General features: G+C 73.0%; 11 protein-coding genes and 1 pseudogene. 1 reads left to right on the top strand and 11 read right to left on the bottom strand.

Features of this window, described 5'->3' with window-relative positions:
- Positions 1–159: 159 nt before the first annotated feature.
- From FJY74_02495 to FJY74_02460, 8 genes are read right to left on the bottom strand one after another with little or no spacing between them, the layout of a single operon-like run.
- The gene (locus FJY74_02495; GenBank protein MBM3307176.1) at positions 160–1,377 is read right to left on the bottom strand and encodes a glycosyltransferase; all 1,218 of its coding nucleotides are present in this window, start codon (positions 1,375–1,377) and stop codon (positions 160–162) included.
- Positions 1,374–2,423: a lipopolysaccharide heptosyltransferase II gene (gene waaF, locus FJY74_02490; GenBank protein MBM3307175.1), complete on the bottom strand. Its 1,050-nt coding sequence runs from the start codon at positions 2,421–2,423 to the stop codon at positions 1,374–1,376. Before waaF ends, FJY74_02495 begins: the two co-directional genes overlap by 4 nt.
- The gene (locus FJY74_02485) at positions 2,420–3,526 is read right to left on the bottom strand and encodes a glycosyltransferase (protein MBM3307174.1); all 1,107 of its coding nucleotides are present in this window, start codon (positions 3,524–3,526) and stop codon (positions 2,420–2,422) included. Before FJY74_02485 ends, waaF begins: the two co-directional genes overlap by 4 nt.
- On the bottom strand, positions 3,523–4,629 hold the full coding sequence (locus FJY74_02480; GenBank protein ID MBM3307173.1) for a glycosyltransferase: 1,107 nt from the start codon (positions 4,627–4,629) through the stop codon (positions 3,523–3,525). Before FJY74_02480 ends, FJY74_02485 begins: the two co-directional genes overlap by 4 nt.
- On the bottom strand, positions 4,626–5,660 hold the full coding sequence (locus tag FJY74_02475) for a glycosyltransferase family 9 protein (GenBank protein ID MBM3307172.1): 1,035 nt from the start codon (positions 5,658–5,660) through the stop codon (positions 4,626–4,628). Before FJY74_02475 ends, FJY74_02480 begins: the two co-directional genes overlap by 4 nt.
- Entirely contained in the window at positions 5,657–6,667 is a 1,011-nt protein-coding gene (locus tag FJY74_02470) for a glycosyltransferase family 9 protein (GenBank protein ID MBM3307171.1), read from the bottom strand. Before FJY74_02470 ends, FJY74_02475 begins: the two co-directional genes overlap by 4 nt.
- A 13-nt stretch (positions 6,668–6,680) precedes the next feature.
- A complete protein-coding gene (locus FJY74_02465; protein MBM3307170.1) occupies positions 6,681–8,558 on the bottom strand; it encodes an ABC transporter ATP-binding protein in 1,878 nt (625 codons plus the stop codon).
- Between the two features lie 9 nt (positions 8,559–8,567).
- Positions 8,568–9,707 carry a hypothetical protein gene (locus tag FJY74_02460; GenBank protein ID MBM3307169.1) on the bottom strand — a complete coding sequence of 380 codons (1,140 nt, stop codon included), beginning with the start codon at positions 9,705–9,707 and terminating at the stop codon, positions 8,568–8,570.
- A 328-nt stretch (positions 9,708–10,035) separates the two neighbouring features.
- Between FJY74_02460 and FJY74_02455 the strand changes: the two genes are divergently transcribed.
- Positions 10,036–12,294, top strand: a complete 2,259-nt coding sequence (locus FJY74_02455) for a hypothetical protein (GenBank protein MBM3307168.1) — start codon at positions 10,036–10,038, stop codon at positions 12,292–12,294.
- Between the two features lie 84 nt (positions 12,295–12,378).
- Here the strand turns inward: FJY74_02455 and FJY74_02450 are convergent, their stop codons facing one another.
- The 3 genes and pseudogenes from FJY74_02450 to amrB form a co-directional block, all read right to left on the bottom strand.
- Entirely contained in the window at positions 12,379–13,374 is a 996-nt protein-coding gene (locus FJY74_02450) for a right-handed parallel beta-helix repeat-containing protein (GenBank protein MBM3307167.1), read from the bottom strand.
- A gap of 104 nt (positions 13,375–13,478) precedes the next feature.
- Entirely contained in the window at positions 13,479–14,630 is a 1,152-nt protein-coding gene (amrS, locus tag FJY74_02445; protein MBM3307166.1) for an AmmeMemoRadiSam system radical SAM enzyme, read from the bottom strand.
- A gap of 622 nt (positions 14,631–15,252) precedes the next feature.
- Positions 15,253–16,170: pseudogene (gene amrB, locus FJY74_02440) on the bottom strand (AmmeMemoRadiSam system protein B).
- Position 16,171: the final 1 nt, after the last annotated feature.

Below are 16,171 nucleotides of genomic sequence, written 5' to 3'. Positions count from 1 at the left end.
GCCCGCACCGACCTCCGACGCGCCGACCCTGCGCCGACCGCCCTCCCCGGCGCCCCGCCGGCGCGGCAGAACGCACCAATCCAATACCACAAACCCCGCAGCCGCGCCACATCCGGACGGCGCGCCTCCGCGCCTCCTGGTTCCGCAGGTCGGCGCTCCCTACGAGCCGCCGTTGCGAGTCGGTCCACGGCGCCGGCGACTCGCGAGCGCCGATCCGATGATCGCCAGCGCCGCCGCCGCGCGATGCTCCCAGGTGTTGCCGAACCCGAACCGCACCCTCTCCGCTGCCGGACCCTCGCCAGGCGGCTCCGCGACCGCCGCGTCCAGCGCGGCGGCGAACGCCTCCGGGCCCGCCGCCGTCCGCACCAGCCCGCCCCGCTCCAGGGCGGCCGGGAACGGCGTCGTGACGACGGGCTTCCCGCACAAGAGCGCTTCGTACAGCACGATCGGATCGGCGTGCCGCGAGAACGGGCCGTCGCGCCACGGCAGGATCATGGCGCTCGCCGCCGCAACGTGCCACGGGAACTCCTCGTACGGCCTCCGCCCGGCGAGCAGCACGTTCCGCGAAAGCGCGCCGGGCCGCACGCGGGCCGACACGGGGCCGACGAGCACGAACGCCCAGTCCTGTCGCATCGCCGCAACGCGAAGCAGAAGATCCCAGTCGAACCATCCGTACGCGGCCCCTCCGTACATCACGACCGGCCGGCCGGCGGGCGGAAGCCCGCGCGGCCGAACTCCCGGCCTGGCCGCGGCCGATGCGAGCGCATCCGCCGTCGCCGCAGGATCGCCGCACAGCACTCGCGCGTAGTGCGCCCGGTCGGCGGCGTTCGGCAAACGGTGCGTCGGCGCCCTGCCACCCCGCGCCTCGAGGAGCGCCTGAGAGGACACGAAGACGAGGTCGCACGCATCGAGCATGCTCTCTTCGAGCGCGGCGGTCTCCTCGGGGTGCCTGCTCATGGAGGCCGGGTCGTCGGCGGCGTGGTAGACGAGCAACCGCTCCCCCAGCAGCCCCTTGCATGCCGCGTGCTCCGGCGAGAACGCCCACACGACCGGAGGCGAGAGACCGCATCGCCGCGCCGCGCCTTCGATCCGCGCGGCCGCCCGCCGGCAGCGCTCGGCGCGGGCGCGGGGAGAGGGCGGGTGCACGAGGGAGATGTCCGAGAGCACCCACAGCCCGCCCTCGACCTGCCGCAGCCGCCGGAGCTTGGGCCATCTCCTTGCGCGCCCGAGGACCGACGCGAGGTCCATGGGGGGGTCCACGTAGAGCACGCGTCCACGCCTCGAGAGAACGGACATGAGGTGATGCTTGCTGGTCGGAAGCGCCGTCCAGTCGTTGGACGACAGACAGACCACGTCGGGCTGGCGCGCGTCGTTCATGCTTCCGTCTCCGCGAGTAGCTCGTCGAGCGCGGCGCCTGCCCGCTCGACGGAGATGGACTCCATGCACCAGCCGTCCCGGCGCCCGCATCGCCGCCTCGAGCACGGACTGCACGCGTAGCGCGGCCAGAGGACGCGCGACGGCGCGCCCCGCGGCCCGAATCGCTCCGGCGTGCCGGGGCCGAAGAGGGCGACGACCGGCGTGCCCTGCGACGCCGCGACGTGCATCGGCCCGCTGTCGTTGCCCACGAACGCGCGCGCCTGGCCGACGAGCGCCGCGAAGACGCGCAGGTCGGCCGCGCCCGCGACGCTCACCGCGGCGCCGCCCGACGCGCGCGCGACGGCGTCCGCGAGCGCCGCGTCCGACGGCGAACCCGTCACGACGCTCGGCATGCCGTGCCGCTCATGGGCGAGGCGCGCCAGGGCCCCGAACCGCGCCGCCGGCCACCGCCGCGACTCCCAGCCGGCGCCCGGCGAGAGCGCGAGGAAGGGCGCGCGCGCAACGACGCCGACGCTCGCGAGGACGGCGCGCGCCCGCGTGCGCTCCTCGTCCGCGACGTACATCCGCGGCACGGGGTCGGACGGAACCGCTCCGAGCGGCCGGACGGCGTCGAGGAGGTGGTCCACGACGTGACCCTGCGCGCGGTACGGGATCGAGCGGTCCAGAAGGAAGCCGCACCCGGCGTGGTTGAATCCCGCGCGGAAGCCCGGGTCCGCGGCCGCAAGGAGCCAGCTGCTTCTCAGGTCCCCCGTCAGGTCCACGGCGAGATCGTACCGCGCGCGCCGCAGCTTCGCGGCCAGCGAGGCGAGCCACACGGGGCTGTGGTAGCGCGGCACGGCGTCGTACTCGATGATCTCGTCGACGAACGGGTTGCCCTCCAGCACCGGCGTGGCGCGCCGCTTGACCAGGACGGAGAGACGGGCCGTCGGAAAGGCCGTCTTGAGCGCGTTCATCACGGGCGTTGAGAGGAGCACGTCGCCGATGAAGTAGAGCCGGATGAGCAGCACCGCCGAGACGCTCTCAGGATGGAAGCGCCGTGGTCTCACGCCGGGCGCCCTCCCCCTCCGCGACGGACGATCTCGTCGCGGAAGCACGCCTCGGTCCTGTCGAGCATGGCGTCGAGCGTGAACTCCGTCGCGACGCGCCGCTTCGCGCGGGCGGCAAGGTCCCGGGCCAGCGCCGGGTCGCCGAGGACCCTCAGCGCCGCCGCCGCAAGCGCGTCCGGTGCCCCCGGGTCAACGAGCAGGCCGTCTCGTCCGTCTTCGATCATCTCGGGAATGCCCGCGACGGACGTCGCCACGACCGGCGTGCCGAGCGCCATCGCCTCGAGCACGACGTGCGGCATGCCCTCCCTGCGGCTGCTCACGAGCACGACCTGCGATGCCTCCATCGCGGGGCCGACGTCCTCGACGTGGCCTGCGAACACGACGGACCCGTCGGGGTGCGCCGACGCCTCGCGTCTCAGCTCCGCTTCGAGCGAGCCGGACCCGACGATGAGGAGCCTCGCGGCCGGGACCCTGGCGCGGATCTCACGGAACGCCGCAAGCGCTTCCCGGTGCCCCTTGTCCGCTGTGAGCCTCGCGACGACGGCGAGCACGGGTGCGCGTTCCGGGATGCCGAACCGGCTCCGGAAGACGGCGCCGGCTCCCCGCGTCAACCTCGACGGGTCGATCCCGTTGGGGATGACGGTGATCCGAGAGGCCGGCACGAAGGCCGACACGTCCTCGACGAGCGCGCGGCAGTTGACGACCACGCGCGTCACGCACGCGCCGTAGACGGCACGGTTGAGCGCCGTCGGTCGCACGGGCAGCGCCAGACCGCGCCGCTCGACCACGGCGCGCACGCGCGCGAGCTTCGCCGCCGCGCACGACAGCCTCACGGCCCGCTCGATCCCCACGCACACGAGTTCCGCGCGGCGGCGCCTCATCCACGCGGCCAGCCTGCCGACGGACACGACATCGAGATCGCCCGACATCGGGAGCTCCAGCACGGCGTGGCCGCCGTCCCTCATCAGCCTCGCGAGCGCGCCGCCCGCCCTCGCCGCCGCGCAGACGTCGTGCCCCCGCGCGCGCAGGCCGTCGGCGGCCTCGAGCACCCAGCGCTCGCCGCCCCCGAACGCCCTCATCGAGTTCGCAAAGAGGATCCTCACGCGACGACCCCGGCCGCCCTCAGAGCGGCCCTCAGACCTGCCGAGAACGCCTCGGGCGAGAAACGCTCGACCGCCAGCCTGCGCCCCTCGGAGCCCATCCGCGTCGCGAGCTCGGGATCGGCGAGGACACTCGACAGGGCCGCGGCGAGCGCCCCGCTGTCCCCCGGCGTCACGAGCAGGCCGCTGCGGCCGTCCTCCACGAGCTCCGGCACGACCCCGACGGCCGTGGCGACGACCGGCCGCCCGGCCGCCATGTACTCGCTCACCGCGCGCGAGTTCTCCTCGCTCCCGACCGACGACAACGCGCAGACGTCCGCGACGCCGAGCAGCTCGGGCACGTCCTCGCGGCGCCCCGCGAACGCGACGGAGGACTCGATGCCCAGGGAGCGCGCCAGCGCCATGAGCCCCTCCGGCTGACCCGACCACGGCTCGCCCACGAGCACGAGCGCAGCGTGCGGGTGCGCTCGCGCGACGGCCGCCCACGCGCGGAGGAGCGTCTCGTGCCCCTTCACCGGAGCGAGCCTCGCGACGTTCATCACGACCTTCGCTCCGGTCGGCACGCCGAGCGACGAGGCAAGCGCCTCGTCGCGCTCCCGCGGGCGGAAGACCGCCGTGTCCACCGGCGCCAGCAGCCGGTGCACGCGGGCGGGCGGGACGCGCAGCCGCTCCACGACCGCACGCATCACGGGGGAGGACGACGTCACAACGGCCCTCGTCAGACGCCGATAGAGGAAGCGGTTCCCCGCGTGCGCCCTGGGCGGCGTGGCGGTTCCGCGCAGGTGGACGATCGGGCACGCCCGCCCGGCCCCGCACGCCGCCATGAGGTGCGCGGTCGCGCGCGCCGAGTGCAGCACGTCGAACGCCTCTCGGCGCGCCAGGTTCGACAGCCAGCGCGCTCCGACGACGAAGTCCACGGGCGACCGCGACGGGACGCCCTCCGGGAGCGCCACCGCCCGCACGCCGTCGATCCCCCGGGCGAACCGCGCGCCGGGCGAGGCGAACGTCACGTCGCCGCCGGCGAGCGCCTCGGCGCGCGCGACCGACACGGCGTACTCCGTCTCGGCCGTCCAGATCGTGGAGTCCGTGAGAACGAGCGACCTCATGAGGGCCGACTCCCGGCGAGGAGCCCCCGGGCGGCGGCCAGAACGGCGTCCGCCGAGATCTCCGTCATGCACGCGTGGTGCCCGAGCGGACACACGGCATGACCGTGCCGTCCGCACGGCCTGCAGTCCACGCCGGCTCCGAGCACGGCGGCCCGGTCCGAGTACGGCGAGAACCCCATCGCGGGCACGGTCGGTCCGAACACCGCGACGACCGGCGTCCCCAGGCCCGCCGCCGCGTGCGCCGCGGCCGAGTCGTTGGACAGGACGATCGCCGCCCGCTCGGTGATCGCGATCCACTCCCCGACGCTCAGCCGCCCGACGGCATCCACGGGCGGCTCCGGAAGCGCGGCGGCGACCGCGCGGCCCGGGGCGGCGTCGCCCGGGCCGCCGGCGATCGCGATCGCGGCGCCGAGGTCGCGGGCGAGCGCCCGCGCCGCCGCGGCGAACCGCTCCGGGAGCCACCGTTTGGTCGCCCACCGGCTCCCCGGCGCGACAAGGAGGAGCGGCGTGCTCGGCCCGACGTCGGCGCCACCGAGGAACCGCTCAACGGCGTCCCGGTCCTCGCTCCGCGCGCGGAGCGCGTACGGCACGCGGCCGCCCGGAACCTCGACGCCCACGCGCGCCGCGAGGATCGCGATCCTCTCGACCTCGTGCGCCCGCTCCCGGTAGCGGACCGTCTCCGTGAGAAGCAGGCGACCTCCGCTCTCGTCGAACCCCACCCGCGTGCGAACGCCCGCGAGAAGAGGAAGAAGCGCGCTCCGGAACGAGCGGTGCGGGACGAGCGCCGCGTCCGCGCGGCACTCGCGCAGCGCGCGCACGACGCGCGCCGTCCCGGCCGGCCCGCGACCCGCGCGCTTGTCCCACTCGATGACACGGTCCGCCGCGGCCGCGAGTCTCACGACCTCCGCGCCGGCGGGCGCCGCGAGAACACCCACCCACTCGATGGCGGGCGACCGCCTGAGGAGATCGAGGAGCGGAAGCGTCAGGAGCGCGTCGCCGAGGAAGGCCGTCTGGATGACGATGCACCTCACCGCGGCCCTCCCGCGCGCGCCAGAACGCCTCGCGCGGACGCGAGGACGGCGTCCGGCGTGATGAGCCGCATGCAGTCCCAGTGACCGAGCGGGCACCGCTCGCCGCCGAAGAACGAGCACGCGCTGCAGGCGAGGTCGGCGTAGACCACCGCGTGCCCCTCGAAGTCGAACTGCCCCGGGTCGGTCGGACCGAAGAGCGCGACGGTCGGCACCCCGAGCGCCACCGCGGCGTGCGTGAGCCCGCTGTCGTTCCCCACGAAGAGCGCCGCCTGCGAGATCGCCGCGACGGTCCCGCCGAGCGTCGCCTCGCCCGCCGCGTTCGTCGCCTTCGACGACGCCCCGGCCGCCTCGATCACGGCGTCGCACGCCCCTCGCTCGGACGCGCTTCCCACGAGCGCCGTCGGCAGACCCGTGCTCAGGAAGAGCTCGCGAACGACCTCCCCGTAGCGCTCTGCGGGCCACCGCTTCGTGGCCCACACCGCCCCGGGGGCCATCGCCACGAAGTCGCGCGCCCGAAGACCGCGCCCAGCCAGGAAGCCGTCCGCCCACTCCTCCTGCCCGGGAGGCATGTGGAGCCGCGGTCGCGCGGGGACCGCCGCGATGCCGAGCCGCCGAAGCGCCGCCAGGTAGCGGTCCACCGTCCTCGCCGACGCGCGGAACGGCCTGCGCGCGACGCGGACGCGCCACCACTCGGCCGGTTCCCGCTTGCGGTACACGCTGACGAGCGGCGCCCCGGACGAGCGCGCGATCACCGCGCTCCTCGCGTTCGCGTGGAGGTCGATCACGGCGGAGTAGCGCCTCCGGCGCACGTCGCCGCAGAGCGCCGCGAGGTCGCCGATCGCGCTGCCCCGAAGGGCGTGAACGGCGGAGACGCGCGGGTCGCCGGCGACAAGATCGCGGAACTCCGCCTTGACGGCGAAGCCGATCTCGCGCCGGGGGTCGGCTCCGTGGAGCGCGGCGACCACGGGCTCCGTGAGGACGATGTCGCCGAGGGAGCTCAGGCGCACGACGAGGACGCGGTCAGGCGCCCCCCGCCCGGCCGCCCTCGGACGGCGGGCCGGGCTCGACGGGCCTGTCCCGGAACTGGATGTCGTAGAGGAAGCGATACGTCCCTCCCAGCCTCATGAGCTCCTCGTGCGTCCCTTCCTCGGTGACGACGCCCTTCTCCAGGACGACGATGCGGTCGGCGTTCCTGACGGTGGAGAGCCGGTGCGCGATCACCAGCACGGTGCGCCCCCGAAGCAGGCGTTCGACGGCCTCCTGGACGAGTCGCTCGGACTCGGTGTCCAGCGAGGACGTCGCCTCGTCGAGGATGAGGATCGGCGGGTTCTTGAGGATGGCGCGCGCGATCGCGATCCGCTGGCGCTCCCCGCCCGAGAGGCGCGTGCCGCGCTCCCCCACCGGCGTCTCGTAGCCGCTCGGCAGCGCCTCGATGAACGCGTGCGCGTTGGCGGCCCGCGCGGCGGCGACGACGTCCTCGCGGCTCGCGTCCTCGAGGCCGTAGGCGATGTTGTTTCGCGCCGTGTCGTTGAAGAGGATGGTCTCCTGGGTCACGACGCCCATGAGTCGGCGCACGGACGCCACGTCGAGGTCCCTGAGGTCATGTCCGTCGATCGCGACCGAGCCGGCCGTGGGATCGTAGAACCGCGGCAGGAGATCGAGCAGTGTGGACTTCCCCGCCCCGCTCGCGCCGACGATCGCGACGATCTGCCCCCGCGCGATCGTCAGGTCGATGCCCCGCAGCACCTCGTCCCCCGTGTCGTAGCGGAACCGCACGCCGCGGTACTCGATGCGGTCGCGGAACGCGTCGAGCGCCGGCGCGCCCGGTCTCGACACGACCGAGGGGGGCGTGTCGAGCAGGGAGAACACGCGCGCGGCGGCGGCGAGGCCGACCTGCAGCTCGTTGTTCGCGTGGGAGAGCTTCTTGAGCGGCTGCATCGTGGACAGCGTGGCCGCGAGGAAGATGAGGAACCAGTCCGGGGACACGCTGCCGTCGAGCAGCACCTGCCGCCCGCCGTACCAGATGACGACCACGACGCCGATGACGCCCAGGTACTCCGTGAGCGGCCCGGCGAGAGTCCCGAGGAGCTCCATGCGTACGAAGGTCCGGAAGTACTCGAGCGTGTGCCGCGAGAACCGGCGTTGCTCGTGCCCCTCCATGCCGAACGCCCTCACGACGCGGGCGCCCGTGATGGACTCCTGGAGCGTCGCCGTGATGTCGGCCATCTTCTCCTGGATCCGGGCGCTGCGCTTCTTCAGGCGCTGCCCCACGCGCACGATGAGGAAGAGGATGGGCGGGAGCACGACGAACGTGATGAGCGAGAGCTTCCAGCTGATCCAGACCGCGATGCCCAGATAGAGAAGGGCGAGAAGCCCCTCGCGGAACAGGTTCGCGAAGCTCGCGACGAGGGCTCCCTTCACGAGCGTGACGTCGTTCGTGACGCGCGAGATGAGAAGGCCCGTCCGCTTTCCGTGGAAGAACGACAGCGAGAGCCGGCACAGGTGCTCGAAGAGGCGGTCCCTGAGGTCCCTGATGACGCGCTGCTCCACGGTGATCATCAGGAAGCTCTGAAGGTAGCCGAAGATCGACTTGACGAGGAACACGACGAGGAAGGCGACGCACATCCTGCCCAGCGAACCCGCCGCCGTGTCCGACGCGAAGAACGAGAGGAGCCACGCCCGCAGCGCGTCCCTGACGCCGGCGACCGTCATCCCCGCGTTCCCGCCCGGAGCCGCGCCGACGAGCTCCCCGCGCTCGAAGAGCACGTTGACGAAGGGGACGATCATGCCGAGGGAGACGCTGCTCAGAAGCGCGAAGACCGCCATGCACACGAGCGCCGCCACGAGGCGGCGCCAGGAGGGTCTCACACAGCTCAGGAGCCTGAGGAAGGTTCGCATGGCCGCGCCCTAGCGAGCGCTCGCGAGGAGCACCGCCTGGGTCCGCTCGATGAACTCCTCGATGGGAAACCGCTCGCCCGGCACGAGCGTCACGACCTCGAGCCGGTCGGACTGCGGCAGCGCCGCGGCCGCCGAGTCCTCCGGGGTCATGAGCGACACCGTCGGGATGCCGAGCGCCACCGCGAAGTAGACGAGGTCCGTGTTGCCCGCCACGAAGAGGTCGCACTGGGCAAGCAGGCTCACGACGTCGCGCATCCGCCGCTGCTGCACCACGATCGGCTCGCGGGAGAGCATGGACTCGAGAGCCCCGGCGCACTCGTGGTGCTCCGGCGGCGTGAGGAGAATGGCACGCGCGCGGTAGTCCGAGCAGAGCTTGTCGAGGAGCCGCGCCTGCTGCGCGATCGCCATCTGCGTGCCGCCGCGGCCGGGAGCCGGATCGAAGCCCACGAGCAGTTCGTCCTCGCTCGGCTTCCGGAAGTGCACGAGCTGCTCCGCGAGGCGTCGTTCCCGCTCCGGGACGCTCCACGACAGCCGGAGCCCCGAGACGTCGATGCCCATGACGCGCGCGATCTCAATGCCGAGCTGCGCGCGGACCTTGCCGGGGATGTTCCTGCTGACCTCGAGGTTGAGGAAGGGATGGCTCTCGCGGCTCTGAAGCCCCGCGCGGATCTTGGCGCCGGTGAGGTAGCAGAGCAGGACGCGCTCGAGGCTGAACTGTTGGTCCAGGATGATCGCGAGGTCGAAGCGGTACGACCGCACGAGGTTCGCGAGCGACATGAACTCGGAAAACCGACGGACGCCCTTGCGGAGGTCGTAGCCCAGGACACGGTCGAGGCCGCCGACGCCCTCGAGGAGGTCCTTGTCCTCCTCGCGAACGAGCGCGGCGATCTTGCCCCTCGGGAAGCCCCGCCTGAGCGCCTGGATCGTCGGCATCGCGAAGAGCGCGCCGGTGACACCCTCCTCGGGCATCACGAGGATCCGCTCGGCCGAGCTGAAGGTCTCGCCGAAGGAGATGGGCTCGGACGGCCTGAACCTGCGCAGGTACCAGGCGGCCAGGCGGCCGAGCCAGGACGACCCGGACTCCGCCGCTCGCGGCGCGGGCGCTGCCGTTCGCGGCGTTGCGCGCTCGCTTGATCCGCTCCCTGCCATGCTCCAGATCCTGCGCTGGCGGGCGGCCTCGACGGGCGCCCGCATGGGTTCAGGCGCCCCGCGTCGACACCCACGCCCGCCCGTCGGTGGGCGCGGCCCGCGGGAGCCGCTTCGGCCCGGAGGCTAGCAGACCGCCGGAGGCAGTGTCAAACGCTTTCTCCCGCCGCCGCGGCCGTTCCTCCGCCTGAGCGCCCACCGTTCCTCGGTCGAGCGACCGGCCGCCGTCTGGTAGACTCCTGTCACGATGCCTTCCCCAGCCACACGCACGCCCCCCGCGCCTCGCCCGCCCGACCGCGCCGCGGCGACGCTCGGGCCGGTCTTCCTTCTCATGGGTTGCGTCACGCTCGCCGCGCAGGCGCTCCTCCTGCGCGAGCTCCTCGTGCTGTGGCAGGGCAGCGAGATCTCCATCGCCGCGGGGCTGGCCATGTGGCTTGCCGTCACCGGCTGCGGCTGCCTGCTCGGCGGCGTCGCGGCGAGACGAACCCGGAACCCCGTCAGCGCGCTCGCGTGGGCCCTCGCGGCCCTCGGAGCGCTCGTGCCCGTGTCCGTCGCCACGGCCCGGCTCGCAAGGGCCGCCATGGGCACTCTGCCCGGGGAGCTCGCGGGCGTCGGCCCGCTCATCACGGCCACGGCGGCGGCGGTCGGGCCGTTCACGGCGCTCTCCGGCGTCGCGTTCGCGCTCGCCGTGGCCTCGTCGTCCCGCTGGGAGCCGAACGCGGGACGGGCCATGTCGCGCGTGTACGTTCTCGAGGCCGTGGGAGCCGTCGCCGCCGGGCTCATCATCAGCCTGGCGCTCTTCGACCGGTTGGCCCCGCTTCAGATCGCCTTCCTCGCCGCGGCGCTCGCGTGCGCGGGAGCGATCGCCGCCCTCTCGTTCGCGTCGCCGGGGACTCCACGGCGGCGGATCGTCCCGCTCGTCGCCGCGGCAGCCGTGGCCGTTCTCGGAAGCACGGCGCGCGTCGGGGGCTTCCTGGAGGACGGGCTCACGGCGGCAGCCTGGCGGGACGCGGGCGTCGTCCTCCACGCGCACTCGCGGTACGGGCTCATCGTCGCCACGGAGCGCGGAAGCCAGAAGAGCCTCTTCGAGAACGGAGTGCTCGCGGCGTCGGTGCCCGACCGCCTCGCGGCCGAGGAGACCGTGCACATCCCGCTTCTCCAGCATCCGCGCCCCGAGTCCGTCCTGCTGCTGGGCGGCGCGCTCGGCGGCGGTGCGCAGGAAGCGCTCAAGCACCCGACGGTGCGCCGCGTCGACTGCGTCGAGCTGGACCCGGCTCTCATCGAGGCCGCAAGGCGCGCGTTCGGGACCGCCATGACCGCCGCGCTCGACGACCCGAGGGTGACCGTGCACTACGCGGACGCGCGCTTCTTCGTGAAGCGCGCGCCGGCGGAGACGTACGACGCCGTCATCGTCAACGTGCCGGACCCGACCACGGCCCAGATGAACAGGTTCTACACGCAGGAGTTCATGCGGGAGGTCCGGAAGGCGCTTTCCCCAGGCGGTGTGGCCGCGTTCACGCTCTCCTCGTCGGAGGACTACGTGGGGCCGGAGCAGGCGGCGCTCCTAGCATGCGTGCGGGGGACGCTGGCGAGCGTCTTCGCGGAGGTGCGGCTCCTCCCCGGCGACCCGTGCCACATCGTCGCTTCCGACGCGCCGGACTTCCTCTCCGTGGACGCGACGACCCTCGCGTCCAGGATCGAGGGCCGAAGGCTCGACGTGGCGTACGTCCGGAGCTACTACCTCGACGATCGCCTGAGTCCTGAGCGCGTGGCCTATCTCGAGGAGCGGGTCGCCGCCGAGGACGCTCCGATCAACACCGACCTCTCCCCCGCCTGCACCTACCTGACGCTCGTGCTGTGGACGCAGCGTCTCTCGCGGGGTCCGAACCCGTTCGCCGCGGCAAGGCGCGCCGTGACGATGCCGCACGTCGCGGCGGTCGCGGCCGCCCTCGCGGTCGCTCTCGGAGCGCTCGCGCTGCGGCGGCGCGGCGGTGGCCTCGGGCTCAGGACGGCGCTTCCGGCGGCCGTGGCGGTCGCCGGGCTGGCGGAGATCGGTCTCGAGATCGCCGCGCTCGTGGCCGTTCAGAGCCTGTACGGGTCCGTGTACCACAGGATCGCCGTGATCGTCGGGGCATTCATGGGCGGCCTGGCGTTCGGCGGCTGGCTCGGCGGCCGCTCCGCCGAACGCGGCGCGGGACCGCGCGCCGCGCTCGCGATCGCGGGCGGGCTTGCCGCAGCCCCGCTGGGCGTCGCCGCCGCCGTCCAGGGCGCCGCCGCTCTGCCGCCGGGCCTGGCCGCACTCGGCTCCGCGATCATCCCGCTCGCGGTCGTCGGCTCGGCGGTCCTCGCGGGCATGCTCTTCCCGGTCGCCGGGAGGATCCTCGCGACGGAGGGAGGGGCCGCCCGAACAGGCAGCCGCCTCTACGGAGCCGATCTGCTCGGCGCGGCCGCGGGGGCGCTCGTCACCGGCGTGATGCTCCTGCCGCTTCTCGGCCTCTGGCGCGCGATGCTCTCGCTGTCGCTTCTGAACGCGGCCGCGGTCGCCGCGCTGCTTCTGTCCGTGGCGGTGACCCGCCCCGCCCGCGCGTGACACCGGCCCTCCTCGGCCGGACACGACGATGCCCCGCCGACGCGCCGACGGGGCATCGCATGTCCGCGGAGATGAAGCTGCCGCCTACCTGTAGAGTGCCTTGATCGCACCCCACGTCGCGCGGGTCACCGGCGACACGCACTGCGTGCAGGTGCCCCCGCGCGCCCCGATGTTCGTGCCGCCCTCTCCACTGCCCACGTTCGGTGAGTCGATACACACGCTGTAGTCGTATCCGAGGGCCCCCGTGAAGTCGCAGTAGAAGGGCTCCAGGGAGATGTTCCCGTTCTGCCCTGTCTGATCTGTGATCCACCCGCCGTACTCCACGGGCACCGGAAGCGTGCGGCCGTTCTGGAACACGTTGGAGTACGTGACCGACGGCAGGCACTCGTATGAGTACACGCCGGGCTTGCCGCTGTGCGTGATGCAGCTGCTCGAGATCGCCGCCGAGCCGGCGAAGACGTACACGCCCGCGTCGAAGTTCTGCACGATGGTCGTGTGATCGATGACGACCGGCGAGGAGCCGTTCATGAAGATGTAGATCCCGTGGTGGCTGCCCCTGGCGATGATGCACGACCTGATGACCGGCGCGCAGCCCCCGCGCACGACGATCCCCGTGGCGCTCTCGGCCATGCGCACGCGCTCGATCGTCGGGCTTGCGTTCTCCAGACACATGATCCCCGCCACGAGGCCGCGGCCGTCGCCGTCGTCCTGCCGTCCGGAGTCCCTGCCGATGCCTCCCCTGACCGTGAGGTTCCTGATGGCGCCACCGGTGATGTTCGCGCAGAGGATGCCGATCTCCGTGGCCGTGTGGTCGATGACGCAGTTGGCGCTGTTCATGCCGCGGAGCGTCACCCCGCTCGCGAGCTTGCAGACGGCGGTCCGCAGGCCGATCGACGTGTTGAACCTCTCGACATCGCGGTACGTGCCGGGGGAGAGCACGACGGTGTCCCCGGGAGCCGAGACGAGCATGGCGGACTGGATGGTCGGGTACGGATCGCTCTGGGGCGTGACCGTGCGCACCGCCGCCCCGGCGTAGCAGACCAGGGCCGCCATCAGTACCGCGACGAGGGCAAGACGCATCATATCCTCCTCGTGAGCCGCAGGGGTCGCGGGGACGCCGGCCCTTCGCCGGCAGACCCTGGCAAGAGCCTACGTCATCCGGGCGCCGCTGTCAACACGCCGCATCACTCCCACACGCCGGGGAGGACCGTCCCGCAGCGCTGGCACACGCCGCCCCGAAGCCCCGCCGCGTCGACGGAGTAGCCTATGCGGCCGATCACCCGCTCCCCGCACCCCGGGCAGTACGTGCTGTTGGCCTCGTGTCCCGGGACGTTGCCGATGTACACGAACTCGAGGCCTTCCTCCATGGCGATCCGCCTCGCGAGCTCCAGCCGTTCCACGGGCGTCGGCGGCACGTTCGTCAGCTTGTACTGCGGATGGAACCGCGAGAAGTGAAGGGGCGTCGCCGGTCCGAGGTTCTCGCGGATCCACCGGCACATCCTCCGGAGGTCGCCGGGATCGTCGTTCCCGCCCGGGACGAGAAGCGTCGTGATCTCGAGGTGCACGCCCTCTTCCCTGAGGATCTTGAGAGACCGCAGGACGGGCGCGAGCGAACCTCCGGCCATGTCCCGGTAGTACTCGTCCGTGAAGCCCTTGAGGTCGATGTTCGCCGCGTCCATGTGCTTGCACAGCTCGCGGAGCGGCTCTGCGTTGATGAACCCGTTCGAGTGGTACACGTTCCTCAGGCCGCGCTCGTGAGCGAGCTTCGCGCAGTCCAGCATGTACTCGTAGAAGACCGTCGGCTCGGAGTACGTGTAGGCGACGGTGCGACTCCCGCTCGCCAGCGCCGCTTCGACGACGTCCTCGGGGGACATCCGCTGGTTGACGAGGTCCTCCGGCCTCGACTGGGAGATCTGCCAGTTCTGGCAGAACCTGCACTCGAGGTTGCAGCCGGCCGTCGCGATGGAGAACGACTTCGTCGCGGGAAGGTAGTGGTAGAGCGGCTTCTTCTCGATGGGATCGACGTGCACCGCGCACGGGTTGCCGTAGACGAGCGTGTAGTAGGTGCCGCCTCGGTTCTCTCGGACGCCGCAGGCGCCCCTGCCGCCCGGCGACACCGTGCACGTCCTCGGGCAGAGAAGGCAGCGCACGCGGTTGCCGTCGAGCCTCTCCCAGTGCAGCGCCACGTTCGGCTCGACGTACCCCCTGGCTTGCCGCGCCGCGCCGTCCGCCGCGCGCCACGCCGCGGCGTTCCCCACGACCAGCAAGACCAGGAGCGCGAGCGGGAGGCGCCGCCCGCCGGCTCGGGGAGCCATCTCAGCCGTCCTCCGCCGCATCGCGTTCCCCGAACACCTCGGCCGTGAACGCCATGATCACGACGCCCTTCCGCTTCCACGACGCGGCGGGGAGCCCCGCCTTGAGACACGTGTGGTCGAGGAACGTCTCGCGGTCCCACCCCTGCTCCACGGCGACCTGCGGAAGGAGGAGCCCGCTCCGGGCGCCGTCCTGCACCACGAGCCCGTGGGTGCCTACCTCGATCGTCGAGACGTCGGCGACCTCCTCGAGCGGCGAAAGGACCGAGATCTCGATGTCGACTTCGGGCAGTTCGTCCTTCGAGAGCGGCGAGAAGCGCGGGTCGTGGAGCGCCGCCTGGACCGCCATCTCGGCGACGGTCTCGCGCAGGGACTTCACCGCCCGGACGTACCCGATGCAGCCCCGAAGCCTGCCGTGCCTGTGGAGCGTCACGAAGGCTCCCCGCTTCTCATCGAGGACGGCCGAGCATATCGGGACACCCGCGGAGACCTTCTCCCCGAGCGCGGCCGCGATGGAGCTCCTCGCAAGCTCGAGGAGCGCGCGGCGCTCGTCGGGGCGGAGCGCGCCGCCCGGGCGCGCGGCGCGGGCCGACGACTCGTTCGAACCGCCGGGAGCTTCCCCGGCCTCGGCGGCCGGCCGCACGAGGACCGCGGAGACGTACCCCACCACCTGGCCCGTGTCGCCCGTCACGTCCCCGGACGTCGCGTACCTGAGCACGCGCGCCTCCGTCGCGCCCAGCTTCCTCGCCGCCACCATGACCGCGGCCGTCGGCCCGCCGCCGCAGGCCTCGCAGTCGCCCGACGCGAGCAGCCTGACGAGGCGGTCCGGGTCGAACGCGCCGATCGCCTCGAGCACCCGCGCGTCGAGGCCCTTCGCCGTCTGCTGGTCGTGGTAGTGCGAGAGGTCGGTGCTGGCGACGAGCAGGACCTTCCGGTCGCCTGCGCCCGCGACGGCCCGCGCGATCCGCTCGCCCAGCGCGCGAACGGCGGGCGCGCTCTGGTCGCCCATCATGATGGGGACGATCCTGAACGCGCCGAGTGCCCGTTGGAGGAAGGGGATCTGGACCTCGAGCGAGTGCTCGTTGACGTGCACGCGGGGCTCGTCGACGATCCCCGCGTCCGGGTCGAGGATGGCGGCGGCGAGCTCCGCGTCCACGGGCACGAGACCGAGCGGGGTCTCGTAGGCGCCGCGGGCGTACACCGACGAGCCGCGGAACGCCACCCTGTGGGACGGCGCCACCACGACGACCGCGTCGTACGCCGCGCCCGCGACGCACGCGTAGCCGTGGGCCGCCACGGCCCCGGAGTACATGTACCCCGCGTGCGGGGACACGAGAGCCACCACCTCGCCGCCGAGCTCCGGAGCGGGCGCGGCCGCCAGATAGCGGTCCACGTCGCGCGCCAGCGCTGCCGGGTCCCCGGGGTAGAACTGCCCGGCGACCGCGGGTCTCCTCACATCGCCCGCGGCGCCCGCTCTCTCCGTTCTCACGGCGCCATCGCCTCCTTCGCCGGAGCAACCGCACGCGCTCAGAAGCAGCGCAACGACAGCCCACACGAACCGCATG

Source organism: Candidatus Effluviviaceae Genus I sp. (genome assembly GCA_016867725.1).
Lineage (GTDB): Bacteria > Joyebacterota > Joyebacteria > Joyebacterales > Joyebacteraceae > VGIX01.
This window is presented reverse-complemented; position numbering and strand designations above follow the sequence as displayed.

What these genes read in the sequence shown, in the direction of transcription:
- FJY74_02495 (MBM3307176.1), bottom strand. Translation starts at nt 1,377, where the DNA reads ATGAACGACGCGCGCCAGCCCGACGTGGTCTGTCTGTCGTCCAACGAC.
- FJY74_02480 (MBM3307173.1), bottom strand. Translation starts at nt 4,629, where the DNA reads ATGAGGTCGCTCGTTCTCACGGACTCCACGATCTGGACGGCCGAGACG.
- FJY74_02465 (MBM3307170.1), bottom strand. Translation starts at nt 8,558, where the DNA reads ATGCGAACCTTCCTCAGGCTCCTGAGCTGTGTGAGACCCTCCTGGCGC.
- FJY74_02460 (MBM3307169.1), bottom strand. Translation starts at nt 9,707, where the DNA reads ATGGCAGGGAGCGGATCAAGCGAGCGCGCAACGCCGCGAACGGCAGCG.
- FJY74_02455 (MBM3307168.1), top strand. Translation starts at nt 10,036, where the DNA reads ATGGGTTGCGTCACGCTCGCCGCGCAGGCGCTCCTCCTGCGCGAGCTC.
- FJY74_02450 (MBM3307167.1), bottom strand. Translation starts at nt 13,374, where the DNA reads ATGCGTCTTGCCCTCGTCGCGGTACTGATGGCGGCCCTGGTCTGCTAC.
- amrS (MBM3307166.1), bottom strand. Translation starts at nt 14,630, where the DNA reads ATGCGGCGGAGGACGGCTGAGATGGCTCCCCGAGCCGGCGGGCGGCGC.